Annotated in this window: 12 protein-coding genes; 5 read left to right on the top strand and 7 right to left on the bottom strand. The window is 70.9% G+C overall.

What is annotated here, in order from left to right; genetic code table 11:
• Positions 1-278: 278 nt before the first annotated feature.
• The 6 genes from ACFTZL_RS24080 to ACFTZL_RS24105 all read right to left on the bottom strand — a co-directional run bounded on the left by ACFTZL_RS24080 (position 279) and on the right by ACFTZL_RS24105 (position 8171).
• On the bottom strand, positions 279-2339 hold the full coding sequence (locus tag ACFTZL_RS24080; RefSeq protein WP_382586416.1) for a beta-galactosidase: 2061 nt from the start codon (positions 2337-2339) through the stop codon (positions 279-281).
• Positions 2340-2368: 29 nt separating this feature from the next.
• Positions 2369-3187, bottom strand: coding sequence for a carbohydrate ABC transporter permease (locus ACFTZL_RS24085; protein WP_382586419.1), 819 nt, complete (start codon positions 3185-3187; stop codon positions 2369-2371).
• Positions 3184-4125 (bottom strand): carbohydrate ABC transporter permease, encoded by a 942-nt coding sequence (locus tag ACFTZL_RS24090; RefSeq protein WP_382586422.1) that lies wholly within the window; start codon positions 4123-4125, stop codon positions 3184-3186. Before ACFTZL_RS24090 ends, ACFTZL_RS24085 begins: the two co-directional genes overlap by 4 nt.
• Positions 4126-4214: 89 nt before the next feature.
• Entirely contained in the window at positions 4215-5564 is a 1350-nt protein-coding gene (locus ACFTZL_RS24095; RefSeq protein ID WP_382586425.1) for an ABC transporter substrate-binding protein, read from the bottom strand.
• Between the two features lie 85 nt (positions 5565-5649).
• On the bottom strand, positions 5650-6708 hold the full coding sequence (locus ACFTZL_RS24100; protein WP_382586428.1) for a LacI family DNA-binding transcriptional regulator: 1059 nt from the start codon (positions 6706-6708) through the stop codon (positions 5650-5652).
• 242 nt (positions 6709-6950) lie between these two features.
• A complete protein-coding gene (locus ACFTZL_RS24105; RefSeq protein WP_382586430.1) occupies positions 6951-8171 on the bottom strand; it encodes an RNA-guided endonuclease InsQ/TnpB family protein in 1221 nt (406 codons plus the stop codon).
• A 268-nt stretch (positions 8172-8439) separates the two neighbouring features.
• Between ACFTZL_RS24105 and ACFTZL_RS24110 the strand changes: the two genes are divergently transcribed.
• Positions 8440-8655 (top strand): YncE family protein, encoded by a 216-nt coding sequence (locus ACFTZL_RS24110; RefSeq protein ID WP_382586433.1) that lies wholly within the window; start codon positions 8440-8442, stop codon positions 8653-8655.
• 55 nt (positions 8656-8710) lie between these two features.
• On the opposite strand, the gene ACFTZL_RS24115 is transcribed toward ACFTZL_RS24110, so the two are convergent.
• Positions 8711-9475, bottom strand: a complete 765-nt coding sequence (locus ACFTZL_RS24115) for a sugar isomerase domain-containing protein (protein WP_382586436.1) — start codon at positions 9473-9475, stop codon at positions 8711-8713.
• 166 nt (positions 9476-9641) lie between these two features.
• Here ACFTZL_RS24115 and ACFTZL_RS24120 point away from each other — a divergent pair, with 166 nt between their 5' ends.
• From ACFTZL_RS24120 to ACFTZL_RS24135, 4 genes are all read left to right on the top strand, one after another.
• The gene (locus ACFTZL_RS24120; RefSeq protein WP_382586439.1) at positions 9642-10526 is read left to right on the top strand and encodes a MurR/RpiR family transcriptional regulator; all 885 of its coding nucleotides are present in this window, start codon (positions 9642-9644) and stop codon (positions 10524-10526) included.
• A gap of 141 nt (positions 10527-10667) precedes the next feature.
• Complete coding sequence (locus ACFTZL_RS24125; protein ID WP_382586442.1) at positions 10668-14879, top strand: NEW3 domain-containing protein; 4212 nt, start codon at positions 10668-10670, stop codon at positions 14877-14879.
• A gap of 254 nt (positions 14880-15133) precedes the next feature.
• Entirely contained in the window at positions 15134-15529 is a 396-nt protein-coding gene (locus tag ACFTZL_RS24130; protein ID WP_382586445.1) for a hypothetical protein, read from the top strand.
• A gap of 114 nt (positions 15530-15643) precedes the next feature.
• Positions 15644-17017, top strand: coding sequence for an extracellular solute-binding protein (locus ACFTZL_RS24135; RefSeq protein ID WP_382586448.1), 1374 nt, complete (start codon positions 15644-15646; stop codon positions 17015-17017).
• Positions 17018-17044: the final 27 nt, after the last annotated feature.

Consider the following 17044-nt stretch of genomic DNA (forward strand, 5'->3'; position numbering starts at 1 on the left):
GACCGCACCAGGCCCGCGAGGGAGCCCAGCGCCTCCCCTACGGCGGCCTCCCCGCCGGGTTCGATCGTGGCGACCAGGAACACCGCGATCGATGCCGGCGGGTTCAGCAACGGCTGTGGCAGCGTCTCTCCCGGGGGCAGCGGTGACGTCATGGCTTCCCATCCCTTCGCCGGCCGACACGGCCCGCCCGCTCCCCCTCCGGGGCGGCGCGGCCCACGCCCCTGACACGATGCCCAGCGAACAGGCGGCCGGAACTCCCCGGCCGGAAAGGACGGTTGCTACGGCGTCTCGTCCTGAAGCACCTTCACGTCCCACGGCCCGAGCGGCACGGCGGCGCCGTACACGGTCCCCGACAGCACGTCCCGCACGGCCGCGGGCACCGGCACGGACACCTCTTCCCACGACCAGTTGTGCAGGAAGCGCACGCGGCCGCCGTCCCGGGCGGTCGCCGAGGTGGCCGTGACGCTCGGGTGGGCGGGGCGCCAGGCACGGTCCGGGGCGTACCGGTCGAACAGGGCCCGGGCGAAGACCGGGTCGGGCACGGTGCCGACGTAGGTGATGCGGCCGGTGCCGTGGCGGTGTGTGGTGACCGCGGGCCAGCGGCCGAAGTGCGGATGGGTGTACGCCGCCAGTGTCTCGGCGCCCTGCGGCCGCAGTCCGTCCGCCCAGTGCAGGGCGTGCGCGTCGGCCGGGAGGGGGAGGGAGTCCGTTCCGGTGACGGGCAGCGGGTCGCGCAGGTTGCTGAACTCGTCGTACGTCACCCCGGCGGCCTCGGCCAGGCGGCCCGGCTGGAGGTCGGTGCGGGCCCTGGCCTCGGTGTCGCCGTAGCCGGTGCGCGGGCCGAGGACGAGGTGGCCGCCGGCCTCTGCGTAGGCGCGGAGCCGGTCGAGGACCGAGTCGTCGGCGGCGTAGTAGGCGGGCACGACCAGGAGCGGCGGCAGATCGGCGTCCGGGAGCTGCCCCGGATGCAGGACGCGTGCCTGGAGTCCCGCGTCGAAGGCGCCGCGGTAGAAGGCGTCGAAGACGGTCTCGTACGACCGCCCGTCCGGGTTTCCGTCGGCGTCGGCGAGCGGCGGCTGGCCCTTGAGCGCCCACTTGCTGGGCCCGTCGTACAGGAAGGCGACGTCGGCGTCCGGGGTGAGGGCCGTCACGAGCTCACCGGCCTTCTCCAACTCCGCTCCCAGTACGGCCAGTTCGCGGTAGACGCGGCCGGGCCGGCCGTTGTGCGGGAGGATGCCGCCCCAGTAGGTCTCGGTGCCGAAGTGCAGGGTGTGCCAGTGCCAGTACTCGATCATCGAGGCGCCCCGGGAGATCAGCGCCCAGGCGGCCTGGCGCCACTGGCCGTCGTAGGCGGGGCGGTTGTCCCACGGCCCGCTGATGGCCTGCGCGTTGGTCTCGGTGACCAGGTAGGGCTCCTGGCGGGAGGAGTACATGCGGTCGGCGCTGCGGTACAGCGCCCAGGTGCCGTTGGTCGTCCAGTGCTGCCCGTCGCCGTTCACATCGGGCAGGGCGAGGGCGTCCTGCATCGTGTAGTACGGGTTGCCCGCGGTGACGTCGAGACGCTCGGTGAGGCGGTCGTCCTCGACGCCCTGGCGGTCGTAGGAGATGCACGTCGTGACGAACTGGCCGGGGCGGGCGTACTCGCGCACGATCTCGGCCTGCCAGGCGATGAACTCGGTGGTGAGCCGGGCCTGGAAGCGCCGCCAGGCCAGGTCGTACTGCGGCTGGGCGTTGCCGTCCGGGGTCCACAGGTCGGCCCAGGTGGACAGCCGGTGCGACCAGTAGACCAGTCCCCATTCGCGGTTGAGGGTCTCCACGTCGCCGTATCGCTCGCGCAGTTCGTCGGTGAAGCGCTGGAAGACGCCGTGGTTGTGGAAGAGGTGCAGGCCCGGTTCGTTGTCGACCTGGAAGCCGATGACCGCCGGGTGATCGGCGTACCGGCCGACGACCTTGCGGATGATGCGCTCGGCGTGGAAGCGGAACGCGGGGTGGGTGAAGTCGACCTCCTGCCGGGCGCCCCAGCCCATGCGCTCGCCCGTGCGGGACTCCCCCGCGATCTCCGGGTACTGGCGGGCCAGCCACGGCGGCACCGCGTACGTCGGCGTCCCGAGAACGACCGAGATGCCCCGCTCGTGGGCGCCGTCCAGGACCGGCTGGAGCCAGTCGAGGTCGAAGCGGCCGTTCTCGGGCTCCCAGGTGGACCACACCGACTCGCCGACGCGGATCACCGTGAAGCGGGCCTCGGCCATCAGGTCGAGGTCGTCCTTGAGGCGCTCGTACGGCTGGTACTCGTGGTAGTACGCGGCACCGAACAGGACGCGTCGAGGCAGCTCGAACATGCTTCTCCTTCAAGTGAGTTGGGGGACCGTCAGCCCTTTACGGCGCCCGTGGACAGGCCTTCGAGGAGCTGTTTGCGCAGCAGCACGAAGAGGGCGACGGCGGGCAATACGGCGAGGACGGCTCCGGCGAGTACGAGGTCGTACTGCCGTTGCTCCGACACGAACAGGGTCTGCAGGCCCAGCGGCAGGGTGTACTGGGAGTTGTCGGAGACCAGCACCAGCGGCCACAGGAAGCTGTTGTAGCTCTGCAGGAACTGCCAGACGGCCAGGGCGCCCAGTGAGGGCCGCAGCAGGGGCAGCACGATGGTGCGGAAGATGCCGAACTCGCTCGCCCCGTCGATCCGGGCGGCTTCCAGGACCGAGTCCGGGACGGACTGCACGATGTACTGCTGCATCATGAAGATCCCGAACGCGGGCGCCACCCACGGCACGATCAGCGCGAACCACGGGCTGCCGAGCCCGGTCTTCACGAGGATCACGAACAGCGGCACCAGGACCACCGCGAACGGGATCGAGAGCGAGCTGAACATGACGTCGAAAAGCAGCCGCTTCCCGGCGAAGCGGAACTTGGCGAAGCCGTAGCCGGCCAGCGCGCAGACGAAGACGGACACGGTGGTGGCGACGACGGCGACCACCGTGCTCATCAGGAACCAGCGGCCGAAGGGCTGCTCCGTGAGCAGGGTGCGGTAGTTGTCCAGGGTGAAGGGGTCGGGGACGAGTTTCGGCGGGTAGCCGAAGATCTCGCCGCGCGGCTTGAACGAGCCGCTCAGCGCCCACAGCAGCGGGGCGAGGAATCCCAGGAACAGCAGGACCAGGACGCCGTAGAGGGGCAGTCGGGCGCGTGTCATGAGGTGGCCCTCCCGATGCCGAGGAGACGGTTGATGAGCCGGCTGAGGCCGAAGACGACGACGAACAGGACGACGGCGGCGGCCGCCGCGTAGCCGAACTGCTGGCGCTGGAAGGCGGCCCGGTAGATGAACATGGTCACCGAGAGGGTGGACTCGGCCGGTCCGCCGCCGGTCAGCAGATACGGCTCCTCGAAGACCTGGGCAGCGCAGATGAAGGACGTGACGACGACGAACGCCGTCACCGGCTTCAGCGCCGGCAGCGTGACGGTGGTGAAGGTACGCAGCCGCCCGGCCCCGTCGATCGCGGCGGCCTCGTACAGCTCCCGGGGCACGTTCTGGAGCCCGGCGAGGAAGAAGACGGTGAGGTAGCCGGTCCAGCGCCACAGCATGACCAGGGCGATGCTCACCTTGGCCATGGTCGGGTCGCCGAGCCAGTCGACACCGCCGGTGCCGAACAGGGCCCGGAGCACCGCGTTCGCGAGCCCGAACTGCCGGTCGAAGATCAGGCCGAAGACCAGGGCGACGAGGATCGGGGAGACGACGATCGGCACGAAGTAGGCGGTCCGCCACAGATCACGTGCCCTGAGCCCCTTGGCGTTCAGCGCCTGGGCGATCAGCAGCGCGAGCGGCACGATGACACAGACCGCGACCAGCACGAAGACGGCGGTGTTCCCGAGGGCCCGGTGGAAGCTGATGTCGGTGGCGAGCAGCCGGTAGTTGCGCAGCCCCACCCAGTGCGGGGTGCCCAGCCCCACCCACTCGGTGAGACTCAGCCACATGGAGACCCCGACCGGGACCAGCATGAAGAGGACGTAGAGGAGATAGAAGGGCGAGATGAAGAGGTAGGGCGCCCAGGTGCCGCGGGTGCGGCTCTCTTTCCGGCCCGGGGCGTCGTGCGTTCGGGCGGTGCCGGGCGGCCCGGCAACGGTGGTGGTCATGGTGAGTTACTCCTGATCCGCCGAGTCTGGCAGCGGCCCCAAGGGGCGCGGGGAACTGCGCGACAAGCCACAACGGCGCCGCAGCCGGACTACCGCCCGGCCTGGTCATGGAAATCCGCCGCAGTCCGCCGCAACGCCTGCCGCGGAGTCACATCACCGCGATACGCCCGCAGCAGATTCCCCGCGAGGACGTCGTAGAGGATCGACTGGTCCGGGCTCTGATGGAACGGCGGCACATCCGGGAGCAGCGAGCGGTAGAGGCCGAACAGCCGCTGGCCGCCGCAGAATTCGTCCCTGTACGCACCCAGACGCGGATCCTCGTACACGGACCGCCGGGTGGGCAGATAGCCGGTCTCGATGAACCGCCGCACCTGACCCTCGTGGGTGAGCCACGTCCTGAAGAGGAACTCCGTGGCCGCCCGGGTGTTGGCCTTGTCCTTGACGACACCGAAGCCCGTGCCGCCGAGCGCGGCGGTCACCCCGCCGCCTCCGCCGAACCGGGGCAGGGCACGCACGCGCCACTTGCCCTTCTGCTCAGGCACGTTGGGCAACAGGCCGTAGTTCTTGTACCAGATGGCCATGGGCAGACCGATGACCCGGCCGCTCTTCAGCGCGGTCTGCATGGCGGCCCCGTAGTAGTCGGCCACGTCGATGACGAACCCGCTGCGCAGCCCCTCGCAGAGGAACCGCAGCACCTCCTCGGCCTCCGGCGAGTCCAGCCGCAGCTTCCCGTCGGCGTCGAAGAACGCGCCGCCGCGCTGGTAGAGCAGCATCTGGAAGGACTGCACGACCTGGCCCGGGTCACTGCCCACCGTGGAGACGACGCACATCGACGCGTTGTGGTCCCGGTACACCCGGGCACCGGCCTCGGCGAACTCCTCCCAGGTCTGGTCCCCTCGCAGGAGCCCGTACTCGTCGAAGAGGTCCTCGCGGTAGAAGTAGACGACCATCGGGGTGTCCGAGTCGAAGGCGTAGACATGGCCGTCCCTGCTGAAGGGGGCGGTACGGGCGGGCAGCAGATCGTCCTTCAGACCGGGCACGGCCTCGATGTCGGGCGTGAAGTCGTGCAGCAGCCGCTCGGCGATGTCGCCGCGCAGCATGCGCGGGAAGCTGCCGATCTCGAAGCCCACCAGGTCGGGTGTGCCTCGTCCGGCGACGGCCTGGGCGAGCAGCTTGGTGACGATGTCCGGGGGCCCGGAGCGGGTGACCTTCAGGTGGTAGCGGAAGTCGGTGGCGCGGTCGGCCTCCGGGACGCCCTTCACGAAGAACGCCTCGTAGCCCGGGTCGTGGGTCCACAGGGAGAGGGTGACGTCGCCGGAGGTGCGGGGCGTCGTATCGCCCCGTCCGCAGGCGGACAGTGCGGCGGCAGTGCCGAGGCCGAGGGTTCCGCGCAGCAGGGCGCGGCGGGTCGGAGGGGCAGGGGACGGTGGGGTGTACACACGTGACTCCTCACGTGGTGCGGATAGGTCCTGTCGTCAAATTCCCGTCGTCCGCCCGAGGCAGGCGGGAATTTGACGACAGGGCCTAGGGGCGGGGATGCGCGTGGCCCGGGTCCGTAACCGGGCCGGTGGAGGCCCGTACGGTCAACTCGACCGCCTGGTCGGCGGGTTCGGCCGGTGCGGGGCGGCCCTCGATCAGGGCGATCAGTACGTCGACGGCGCGGTCGGCGACGGCGGCGAAGTTCTGCCGGACGGTGGTCAGCGGCGGAAAGAGATAGGCGGCGGCGGGGATGTCGTCGTAGCCGACGACGCTCACGTCGCCGGGGACGTCGCGGCCCGCGTCGGCGAACGCGCGCAGGGCGCCGATGGCCATGTCGTCGTTGGCGGCGAACACGGCCGTCACATCGGAGAGTCCGGCGAGCTGCCGCCCGGCGGCGTACCCGGAGGCCGGGCTCCAGTCGCCGGGTGACGGCAGGGGCGGTTCGGGGGCGCCGGCGGCGGCGAGAGCCTCGCGCCAGCCGCGCAGACGGTCACGGGCGGCCCACCAGTCCTGCGGGCCGGGCAGGTGCCAGACGGTGCGGTGGCCCAGGGACAGCAGATGCTCGGTGGCGATCCGGGCGGCCGCGATGCCGTCGCCGCCGACCACGGCACAGGCGCCCTGGGCGAGTTCCACGCCCTCGCCGACGCTGACCACCGGCACATCGGCGCTGAGCCTGAGCGGCGTGCCGTCGTCGATGGGCTCGGACAGCACGATCCCGTCCACGCCCTGCTCCAGCAGCGCGTCCACGGCGACCGAGACCTTCTGCCCCTCCAGGGTGCTGGCCAGGGCGACGGAGTACCCGGCGCGCTGCATCGCCCGCTCCAGGGCGATGAGCAGGGTCGAGGGGCCGTAGAGCGCACTGCCCAGGGAGACCACGCCGATCCGCCGGTAGCGGCCGAGGAGCAGGGCCCGGGCCGCGGTGTTGGGACGGTAGTCCAGTTCGCGGATGACCCTCAGGACGCGGTCGCGCACCTCCGGGCTGACATGCGGCTCGCCGTTGACGACCCGCGAGACGGTCTTCTGCGACACCCCGGCGGCCCGTGCGACCTCGGTCATTCCGGGACCACGACGGCGACGGCCGCCTTCGGCTCCGGTCGTCGTCATGAGGGCTCCCAGGAGGTGGCACGGGCATGGACTACGTAGTCATTCGCGGCATCAGGACAGCAAGGGCTTGCTTGACTACGTAGTCAGGCCAGTGTGGGAGTCCGGGCGGACGGCGTCAATGGTCCGGACGGAACCTGTATCCGACGCCCGGTGGACGCCATTTGATTCTGGTCTGGTCAGGTCAGGTCTGGGACAACTACCCGTTGAATCCTCCCCTCCCTGATGGGGAGGGGATTCCTGGCTCAGGCTGCCTCCTGGAGCAGCGCTCCAGGAGGTCTTCCGCCGTCGGCACCAGCCGGGTTGAGACCAGCCCGGACGAGCATCACGCGTGCGGAGTTCTTGTCCCTGGGGGACACGGTTCCGCACGCGGTGCAGGCATAGGTACGTTCCGACAGTGGCAGTGCGTGCTTGGTTCTCGCGCAGCACTGCGCGCAGTCCATCGTGGTGTGCGCGGGGTGGACCAGGCGGATGTCCCGCCCGTGCTTGCGGCCCATCGCGATCAGAGCGGCCTTGGTGGCGCCGATGGCGGCGTCCGCGGCCTTGCGGGCCATCGTGGTCCTGGCGAGGAACTTCGGGCGGAAGTCCTCCACAGCGATGGCGTCGTGGTCGCGGACCACCTTTTTGGCCCACTTGCGGCCGGTGTGCTCACGCCGCCTGGCGACCTTCTTGTACGCCTTCGCCCGCAGCTTCTTCGCCTCGCGGTATCCCTTCGATGGCGGCTGCCCCTTCTTCGGCCTGCGGCGGGCCATCATCCGGTCGTACCCGGTCAGCTTCTTCTGTGCCCTCCTGCCATGTGCGGCGTGGGGCAGGTCGTGCGCGTCGGAGGTGGTGGTCGCGGTCTGCATCACACCCCAGTCGACACCGAGTACGCGACCGGTCTCAGGCAGCGGCTGCACCTCGGCGGGCACGACGAACGAGCCGTACCAGTGCCCGAGGCTGTCCTGGTACACACGCACCGAGGACGGCTCAGCCGGCAGTTCCCGCGACCACACCACGGCCACCACGATGCCCCCGGCCAAGTGCAACCGGCCGCCCTTCAGGCGGAACCCGCGACGCGTGTAGTTCAGGGTCGCCGACGCCTCGCGCTTCTTCTTGTGCGTGGGCATCCCCGCTCGGCGAGCCATCGGCAGGCGCTCTCTGATGTCCTTGTGCGCCTTGGCACGGGAGCGGCCGAAATCCCGGATGACCTGCTGCTGGACAACCGACGAGCCCTCACCCAGCCAGGGTGCCGTCCGCCGGGCTTCGGTCAGCATCCTGTCGAGCTGCGCCGGGCCGCACGTCTGCTTCTCCCCGGTCGCCTTGTTGTGCAGATACACCGCTCGGGACTTGGCGACACACTCGTTCCACACCCACCGGCACCGGTCCCACTCCGCCACCAGAGCCGTACGGGCAGCGGACGACACACGCAGCCGGTAGGTGTAGCGCGCATGCCCGGCCTCCACAGCCGCCCCCACGTGCGCCATCCCTCCCCCTCACGGTCCCCGACCCGGATCGATATCACATCCCGAACCCCTCCAAAGGACCATACGTACGACCACCGCACGCACGTACCGCGATCCCGCAGCCACCACCCCGTCCAGCGACCAGAGGAACACCCGTTCCCACCGTCTTGGGGGCGTCGGACAGTGGCACGAGTGCTGCCCGCACCTGAACCAGGCCTACGGTCTCGCCCTGTCCCCTGACGGCCGGACCCTGTGGGTCAGCCCCAGCACCGGCGACACCGTCACGCCCGTGGACACGGTCACCGGCGCCCCCGGCAAGGCGGTGACCGTCGGCAGGTCCGCCTTCGACGTCGCCCTGGACTGGAACGGCGGCACGGCGTACGTCACCACCGCCGACGCGGGCGCCCTGGTTCCCGTCGACACGGCGTCCGGTGCCGTCGGGGCGCCGCTGACGACCGGCGCGTATCCGCTGGCCGTGGCGCTGACGCCCGTACCCGTGCGGTGAGATGCGAACGGCCGGGGCCCCGATGGGGGACCCCGGCCGTGGCGTACGGTCCGGTTCAGCTCGCGGTGCGGCGGATCCGGCCCGCGTACTTCTTCTCCAGCTCCAGGTTGCCCTCGAAACCGCCGGGCACGTTGGCCGAGACATAGACCGGGGGGCGTTCGCCGGCGGCGAGGAGGCGCCCGGCGGCCTCGGCGACGGTCATCTGGACCAGCATCACGCCGGTGAGCGTGGACAGGGCGCAGACCGAGCCGCCGCCGGGGAGTTCGAGCAGCGAGTCGCCGCGCGGGGCCGCGTTGTCGAGGACGACGTCGGCGATGTCGGCGAGCTTCCGCCCGCTGGGATGGGCGGCGGGGACGGCCCGGGTGTGGGAGAGGGAGGTGAGGGCCAGGACGCGGTGGCCGTGCTCCTTGGCGTGCAGGGCCATCTCCACGATGACGTTGTTGACGCCGGAGTTGGAGATGACGACGAACAGGTCCTGGGGGTTCGGGGCGGCGAGGTCGTAGATCCGCCGCGCCACTCCGGGCTGCCGTTCGAGGAGCGGGTCGTCGAGGACAGTCGGGTCCTCGCCGCCGTAGAGGACGAGGTCGGCGATGCTCAGCCGGTTGGTGGGGACCAGTCCACCGGCGCGGCCGGCGAGTTCGAGGACGAGGGCCTGCGAGTGGCCCGTGCCGAAGGCGTGGACGACCCCGTCCGCGCGCACACACTCGGCGACCAGGTCGGCGGCGGCGGCCACATCGTCGCGGGCGGACTCGATGACCTGCTGGAGGACGGTGAGGCTCTCCCGCGCGAACCCCTGGGCGCTCACAGACTCGTCGGACACGCGACACACTCCCCACTGATGGATTGAACCACCCTATGCTTCTCCACCGATGAATCAATAAACCATCTCTCAATAAATCACACAGCTCCCCGGTGTTCAATCGCGCCCCGGCATCGGGTCCTGGTATTCAAGTCATGCCCCATAGGGTGGCTGGTACCTTCTCCCCATGCCTCCCACGGACGTCACCACACTGATCCGCACCGAGCTGCCCCGGCTGGCGGGCTCCCTGCGGAAGGTCGGCGAGCTGATCCTGGAGGATCCGGCCGCCGTCACCCACTGCTCGGCCGCCGAGCTGGGCCGCCGCACCGGCACCTCCCAGGCGACGGTGACCCGCTTCTGCCGGGCCATCGGGCTGGACTCCTACCAGCACCTGCTGATCGAACTGGCCCAGGAGCGCGGCCGGGGCGAGGTCTCCGACTGGGGGACCGCCGAGATCGGCCCGGACATCTCCCCGGACGACAGCCTGGAGCGGGTCGTTCAGGTCGTCGGCAGCGCGGATCTGCGGGCGGTGCAGCAGACCATCGAGCGGATCGACCTCGACGCGGTCGAGCGCGCGGCGCAGGCCACCGCCCGGGCCCGCCGTATCGATGTCTACGGCGTCGGCGGCAGCGGGGCCGTGGCGCAGGAGACCGAGACCCGGCTGTTCCGGATCGGCTGCGCGGTGCGCGGCTGGACCGAGGTGCACGCCGCGACCACCTCCGCCGCCCTGCTCACGCCCGCGGACGTGGCGATCGGCATCTCCCACTCCGGGGCGACGCGCGAGACCATCGAGCCGTTCGAACTGGCCAAGGAGCGCGGGGCCACCACCATCGCGGTCACGGCCGACACCCGCTCGCCGCTCGCCCGAGCCGCCGACGTCCGGCTCGTCTCCTCGTCCTCGGAGACCAGCTTCCGCACCGGCAGCATCGGCGCCCGGCACAGCGTGCTGGTGCTCATCGACTGCCTGTACGTCCGGGTCGCCCAGCTCTCCTACCAGCGCGCGAGCGCCTCGCTGGCGCTGACCGACCACATCGCCGGGCAGCATGCGATGAAGTCCCGGCGGGCCAGGTGAGCATGACCGAAGGGTGCGCGAGGCGCCGGCGAGCATGGCCGAGCGTGCATGGATGAACCACCAAGTTGACGTGAAGATGGTTGTTTGAATCATTCCTGCCGTGCAGGATGGGGCTCCCCCCAGAGCACTCGTAGGAGCCCCATGCGCGTCACCTCTGTCGAGTCGACCGAGCTCTTCACCGGGACCACCGAACAGCCGCGCCAAGTGGTGGCCGTCGAGCTGAGCCACGCCCCGGGCCGGACCGTCCGGCTCAGTGTCGAGGGCCCGGGCGGCCTCACCGGCACCGCGGAGACCACCGTCGGCGAGAACGGCACCGTACGCGCCGAGGTATCCGTGACCGGTGAGGACCTGGTCCCGGGCGACCGCCGCGAGATCACCGTCACCGCCACGGACGGGGCCGAAGTCACCACCCGCACCGGCGAGTTCACGGTGGCGGAACCCGGCTGGACCATGTTCATGGTCAGCCACTTCCACTACGACCCCGTCTGGTGGAACACCCAGGGCGCCTACACCGAGACCTGGGACATCGCCGACGACCCGGCGACGAGCGGACTGCCCGCCCGTACCTTCGACTCGCGCGGCCAGTCCGGCATGAGCCTGGTCCGGGCCCACTGCGACCTGGCCCGCCGCGACCCGGCGTACACCTTCGTGCTCGCCGAGGTCGACTATCTCAAGCCCTACTGGGACTCCTTCCCGGAGGAGCGCGCCTTCCTGCGGCAGCTGATCCGCACCGGCCGCGTCGAGATCATGGGCGGCACCTACAACGAGCCCAACACCAACCTCACCGGCGCCGAGGCGACCGTGCGCAACGCCCTGTACGGCGACGGCTTCCAGCGCGGGATCATCGGGGCCTCGCCCGAGACGGCCTGGCAACTGGACGCCTTCGGGCACGACCCGCAGTTCCCGGGGCTGATGGCGGACGCCGGGGTCAGCTCCAGTTCGTGGGCGCGCGGGCCGTTCCACCAGTGGGGGCCGACGCTGTCGGTGTTCGGCGAGGAGCCGAGGGACCCGGGCCGGATGCAGTTCCCGGCCGAGTTCGACTGGATCGCCCCGTCGGGGCGCGGCCTGCTGACCGCGTACATGGTCAACCACTACGGCGCCGGCTGGGCGATCGACAACGCGCCCACCCTGCCGGAGGCGAACGCCGCCGCGTACAAGCTGTTCCAGCGGCTCAAGCAGGTCGCGCTCACCCGCAACGTGCTGCTGCCGGTGGGCGGGGACTACGCGCCGCCGTGCCGCTGGGTCATGGACATCCACCGCGACTGGAACGCCCGGTACGTGTGGCCGCGGTTCATCAGCGCGATCCCCCGGGACTTCTTCGCCGCCGTCCGCGCGGAACTGGAGGCGGAGGGCCGCAAGGCCTCCCCGCAGACCCGCGACATGAACCCGGTCTACACGGGCAAGGACGTCTCCTACATCGACACCAAGCAGGCCCAGCGCCACGGCGAGTCGCTGCTCGCCGACGCCGAGGCCTGGGCGACGCTCGCCTCGCTCGTCACCGGGCACCCCTATCCGGACGCGGCCCTGGACAAGGCCTGGCGGCAGCTCGTCTACGGCGCCCACCACGACGCCATCACCGGCTCGGAGTCGGACCAGGTGTACATCGACCTGATGACCGGCTGGCGGGAGCTGCACGACCTGGCCGGGAGCGTGCACGCCGACGCGACCCAGGCCCTGGCCGACCAGGTCGCACCCGGCGACGGCCCCGACCTGGTCGTGTTCAACTCCGCGACCTGGGCGCGGCGGGACGTGCTGACGGTCGACGACCCGGGGCTGGTCCCCCGGGGACTCCCCGCGGTCCGCGAGGACGGCCGCCTCCATGTCGTCGTCCCGGAGGTACCCGGCATGGGTCTCAAGGCGCTTCCGCTCGCCGAGGGATCGGTCCCCGGCTGGACGCCGGGCGAGGGCCTCACCATCCGCAACGAGTTCTACGAGGTGACGGTCGACCCGGCACGCGGCGGTGGCGTCAGCAGTCTGCGCGCGCGGGCCGAGGGCGGCCGGGAGCTGCTGCGGCCCGGGGACATCGGCAACGAGATCGTCGTCCAGGAGGAGTACCCGAGGCACCCGCGCTTCGGTGAGGGCCCCTGGCATCTCACCCCGACCGGCACAACCGCCGCCCGCAGCCGGGACGTGACCGCCGAGGTGTACGCCGAGCACTCCGCCGCCGGTTCCCGGATCACGGTCACCGCCGACCTCGGCCTCTTCCGCTGCACCCAGCGTCTGACGCTGTGGCAGGGAGTCGACCGGCTCGACGTCACCACGACCGTCGACGGGTACGACGGCGCCGACCGGCTGATCCGGGTGCGCTGGCCGTCGGACGTGCGGGGCGGGCTGCCGGTGCACGAGGTGGCGGACGCGGTGATCGGGCGCGGGTTCGGGTTCGTGGAGGTGGACAGCGAGCGGTTCCCGTGGACGCTGGACAACCCGGCGAACACCTGGTTCGGCCTCGGCTCCACCGCACGGGTCGCCGTGCACGACGACTCCGGCACGCTCCTCGGGCACCGCTCGATCGGCGTCGCCGAACTCGTCTACGCCGACTGGGACATGGCGGGCGACCTCGGCACCCCGCTCGCGGCGGCCCTGGTCCGGGCCGGGGTCACGGCGACCTCGACCATCGCGGGCGGACCCCGCTACGGCGATCTGGAGGTCGACTCGAACCTCCCCGACATCCGGATCGCCGTCGGTGGCCCCGACCGCAACTCCGTGGTCGCCGAGGCGCTCGGCTGGGACCCGGCGGCCGGGCGGGAACTCAGGCGTCAGCTCGCCGAGGGGGGCGTGGCCACCGTCTGGGTCGCGCCGCGCGCCTCTCTGCGCGAGGAGTGGATTCCCGGGGCCGACCTGCGCGACCTGGAGCGCCTGCCGCTGCTCGTGGTGGCGGGCGCCCGCCCGGAGGACGACGCCAAGGCGGTCGACGCGATCGTCGCCGACCTGGACGACTTCACGGTGACGGCCACGGCCGCCGGTGGCGGCGAGGCCCTGCCGCCCGGTGACGCCTGGGACGGGCGCGGCTTCGCCGTCCTCAACCGTGGCACGCCCGGCTGCGTGGTCACCTCCTCCGGCGACCTCTACATGTCCCTGATGCGCTCCTGCACCGGCTGGCCGTCCGGGATCTGGGTGGACCCGCCGCGCCGGACCGCCCCCGACGGCTCGGGGTTCCAGCTCCAGCGCTGGTCGCACACCTTCGAGTACGCCGTCGTCGCGGGCCCGGGCGACTGGCGCGAACTGCGCCTGCCCCGGGCCGGCCACGCGTACAACCGCCCGCTGACGGCACGGCTGCGGCGGTCCTCCGGTGCCCTCCCGAGGGAAGGTGCTCTACTGAGCCTGGAATCCGACGGCGAGGTGCTGCTCGACGCGCTCAAGCCGCTCGGCTCCCCGCTGGCCCGGGGCAGCGCGGCACCCGTGGATCCGGGGCAGGGCATCGTCGTCCGCGTGCACGAGGCCGACGGACGCCCGGTGCGGGCCCGGCTGACCGGACCGGTCCCCTGGTCGGCGGGCGCCCGCGCCGACGTCCTGGAGACGCCCGGGGAGCCCCTCGCCCCGGACAGGGACGGCGCTCTCCAAGCCGACCTCACCGGCTTCGAGGTCGCCACGATCCAGGCCACCCCGGCCCACGCGCCGGACCTCGCCTCCGGGCCGGGCATCGACGCCCACGAGCCCGCCCAGCCGATCGCCACCCGCTACTGGCTGCACAACTCCGGCCCCGCCCCACGCGGCAACATGCCCGTCGCGGTCTACCTCTCCCCCACCACCCTCACCGCCGACGGCCCGGTCACGGCGACCGTCCGGGTCTCCTCGGAACTCACCGACGCCCCGGTGTCGGGCACGGTGACCTTCGAGGCCCCACCCGGCTGGACCACCGACCCCGCCGAACTCCCCTACGCCCTCGCCCCCGGCGGCTTCACCCTCACGGACATCACGGTGACCCCACCCCCGGAAGCCGCCCCCGGCCGCCACCGGCTCGCCGCCCGGCTGTCGTACGGCGGCCAGACGTACGAGGACGTGGTCGCACTGGACGTGCGGGACGGGCACACGGGCCCGACCCTGTCGGCGGATCTGGGAGTCGAGCGGGTGTCCGTCCGCCGGGGAGAGCGGGCCCGGGTCCCCGTGACCCTGCGAAACCCCACACGGGGCCCGGTCAACGGCACGATCTGGGCCGTGTCCTCCTGGGGCACCTGGCCCGGAGTCACCCCGGGCTGCCAGGGCTTCGCGGTGCCCGGCGGGGAGCGGGTCGAGTCGGTGATCGAGGTGGACGGCGACGCGGTGCCGCCCGGGTCGTACTGGCTGATGGCGAAGATCGCCTGGCACGGCTGCGTGGCGTACACGAAGGCGGTGGAGCTGGTGGTGACGCCATGACGGAAGATCACGCGGCGCGCGTCCGGGGCGAAACGATCCCGAAGGAACGGGTGGCAGCTTTTCTGATTGGCGGCGGCACATCGCCCTCTGGGGGCGCGGGGAACTGCGCGACCAGCCACAACACCGCCGCACCCGCAAGACGACACCGCCAACAACGGCGCTGGGCAACGCAGGTCGTCCTCATCCACGAACTCGCACGCCACGCCTGCGCAGAACGTGGCCTACCACCCCCAGCGGACATCTCCCCGGCCGTCATGCTCACCATTTCCGAAACGGACATCGCCGACCTCGGCAGCATCGTCGCCGCAGCCCTGGCTCACTCCCCCACCGCCCGAGCCCTCCTGGCCGACCTGGAACACGAGCAGGTCATCCCGGAAACGGCCGTACAGGACTACTACACCCGCAACCGGGACCGCTTCCTCACCCCCGAGGCCCTACGACGCGGCGTCGACCCCTACGGCGAACCGGCTCCCACGGACATCCATCCATACACGCACGTACGCCACGGCATCGAACGCGAACTACGCCGAGCCGCAGCCCACCGCGCCTTCTTCGCCTGGCTCGACAAGGCCCGGGCGGACGTCGAGTACGCCGAGGGCTACGAACACCCCGGCGACCCCACGCACCAGGACCACGAACACCGCCACTGAGCAAAACCATTGACCTCCGATGAATTCTGGTCCACATTTTCATCAATCGAAGTCCAACTTGGTGATTTGAGCCAGCGACTCGATCCAGCGATGACTGGTCCCAGGAGGGCAGCAATGCGCGCAAGAAGACTCACCGGATCCCTGACCTGTCTGGTCGTCCTGACCCTGACGGCCGCCGGCTGCGGCCTGTCCGGCGGTGGTTCCGACGGCGGTGACGCCACGGCCGGCGGCTGCAAGGTCGACAAGGGCAACGTCGGTTCCGGCAAGCTCTCCGGCGAGGTCAAGGGAAAGATCACGTTCCAGACCACCAACCTGAAGAAGGACTTCGGGAAGTACTTCAACGGCGTCATCGACGCCTTCGAGCAGGCGCATCCCGGCACCGAGGTCAACTGGATCGACGACCCGGGCGACGCCACCTTCACCCAGCGCCTGGTCGCCGACGCGCAGGGCTGCACGCTCCCGGACGTGGTGAACATCAACGTCAACACGGCGGTGGCGCTGACGAAGAACGGCTACCTGCTCAACCTGGACGACAAGGCCCCGGACGCGGGCAAGCCGTTCGTCCCCGCGCTGTGGAAGTCCAGCATGTACGCCGACGCGGACGGCAAGAAGGTGCACAGCGTGCTGCCCTGGTACTCCGGCGGCATCGTGCAGACGTTCAACACCGACCTGATGAAGAAGGCGGGCCTGGACCCGGCCAAACCTCCGACGACCGTGCTCGGCCTGTTCGACGACGCGGAGAAGGTCGCCAAGGCCTCCGGCGGCAAGTACTACGCGTTCCTCGCCAACCCGCAGTTGCGCATCCCGGCCGACTGGCAGCAGATGGGCATCGAGATCCTCTCGGCCGACGGCAAGAAGTTCACCTTCGCCGACGACCCGAAGACCGCGCAGTGGGTCGAGGCCATGGCCAAGCTCTACAAGGCCGGCGGCATGCCCAGGGACTCCCTGTCCTCCACACAGGACCCGGCCAACGTCTACGGCCAGGGCAAGCTCGTCTACGGCCCCACCAACCCCAACTTCCTGCGGTTCATCCAGCAGAACAACCCGAGCGTCTACAAGAAGACCGGCGTCGCCCCCTTCATGCTCGACGCCCTCGGCCACACCGTCGGCGCCCCGCAGTACGTCGGCGTCGCGTCCACCAGCAAGAACGCCTCGACGGCACTGGCCTTCGCGCAGTCCCTGACGAACGCCGAGAACCAGCTCGGCTGGGCCAAGGACCCGAACGTCGTCATCTTCCCCTCCACCACGGCCTCCCTGAACGACCCGTTCTTCCAGTCGGTCAAGGGCGACGACCCCTTCGCCGAGGCCCGCAAGATCGTCGCCAGTGACCGCAAGACCGCCACGGCCGACGAGATCGCCCTGACACCCGGTGAGCTGAACGCCATCTCGGCCCAGATCCAGCTCGCCATGCAGGGCAAGAAGAGCGCCGAGGACGCTCTGAAGGAGGCACAGTCCAAGGCGAACGAGCTGATCGAACAGGGCAGCTGAGGATGACGCAACCGACCGTCCGCAAGG

The organism is Streptomyces sp. NPDC056948 (genome assembly GCF_042674225.1).
GTDB classification, from domain to species: Bacteria; Actinomycetota; Actinomycetes; order Streptomycetales; family Streptomycetaceae; genus Streptomyces; species Streptomyces purpurascens.

Coding starts and splice junctions, on each gene's coding strand:
- ACFTZL_RS24130 (WP_382586445.1), top strand. CDS start 15,134: ATGCTCACCATTTCCGAAACGGACATCGCCGACCTCGGCAGCATCGTC.
- ACFTZL_RS24135 (WP_382586448.1), top strand. CDS start 15,644: ATGCGCGCAAGAAGACTCACCGGATCCCTGACCTGTCTGGTCGTCCTG.
- ACFTZL_RS24080 (WP_382586416.1), bottom strand. CDS start 2,339: ATGTTCGAGCTGCCTCGACGCGTCCTGTTCGGTGCCGCGTACTACCAC.
- ACFTZL_RS24100 (WP_382586428.1), bottom strand. CDS start 6,708: ATGACGACGACCGGAGCCGAAGGCGGCCGTCGCCGTCGTGGTCCCGGA.
- ACFTZL_RS24120 (WP_382586439.1), top strand. CDS start 9,642: ATGCCTCCCACGGACGTCACCACACTGATCCGCACCGAGCTGCCCCGG.
- ACFTZL_RS24125 (WP_382586442.1), top strand. CDS start 10,668: ATGCGCGTCACCTCTGTCGAGTCGACCGAGCTCTTCACCGGGACCACC.
- ACFTZL_RS24105 (WP_382586430.1), bottom strand. CDS start 8,171: ATGGCGCACGTGGGGGCGGCTGTGGAGGCCGGGCATGCGCGCTACACC.
- ACFTZL_RS24090 (WP_382586422.1), bottom strand. CDS start 4,125: ATGACCACCACCGTTGCCGGGCCGCCCGGCACCGCCCGAACGCACGAC.
- ACFTZL_RS24085 (WP_382586419.1), bottom strand. CDS start 3,187: ATGACACGCGCCCGACTGCCCCTCTACGGCGTCCTGGTCCTGCTGTTC.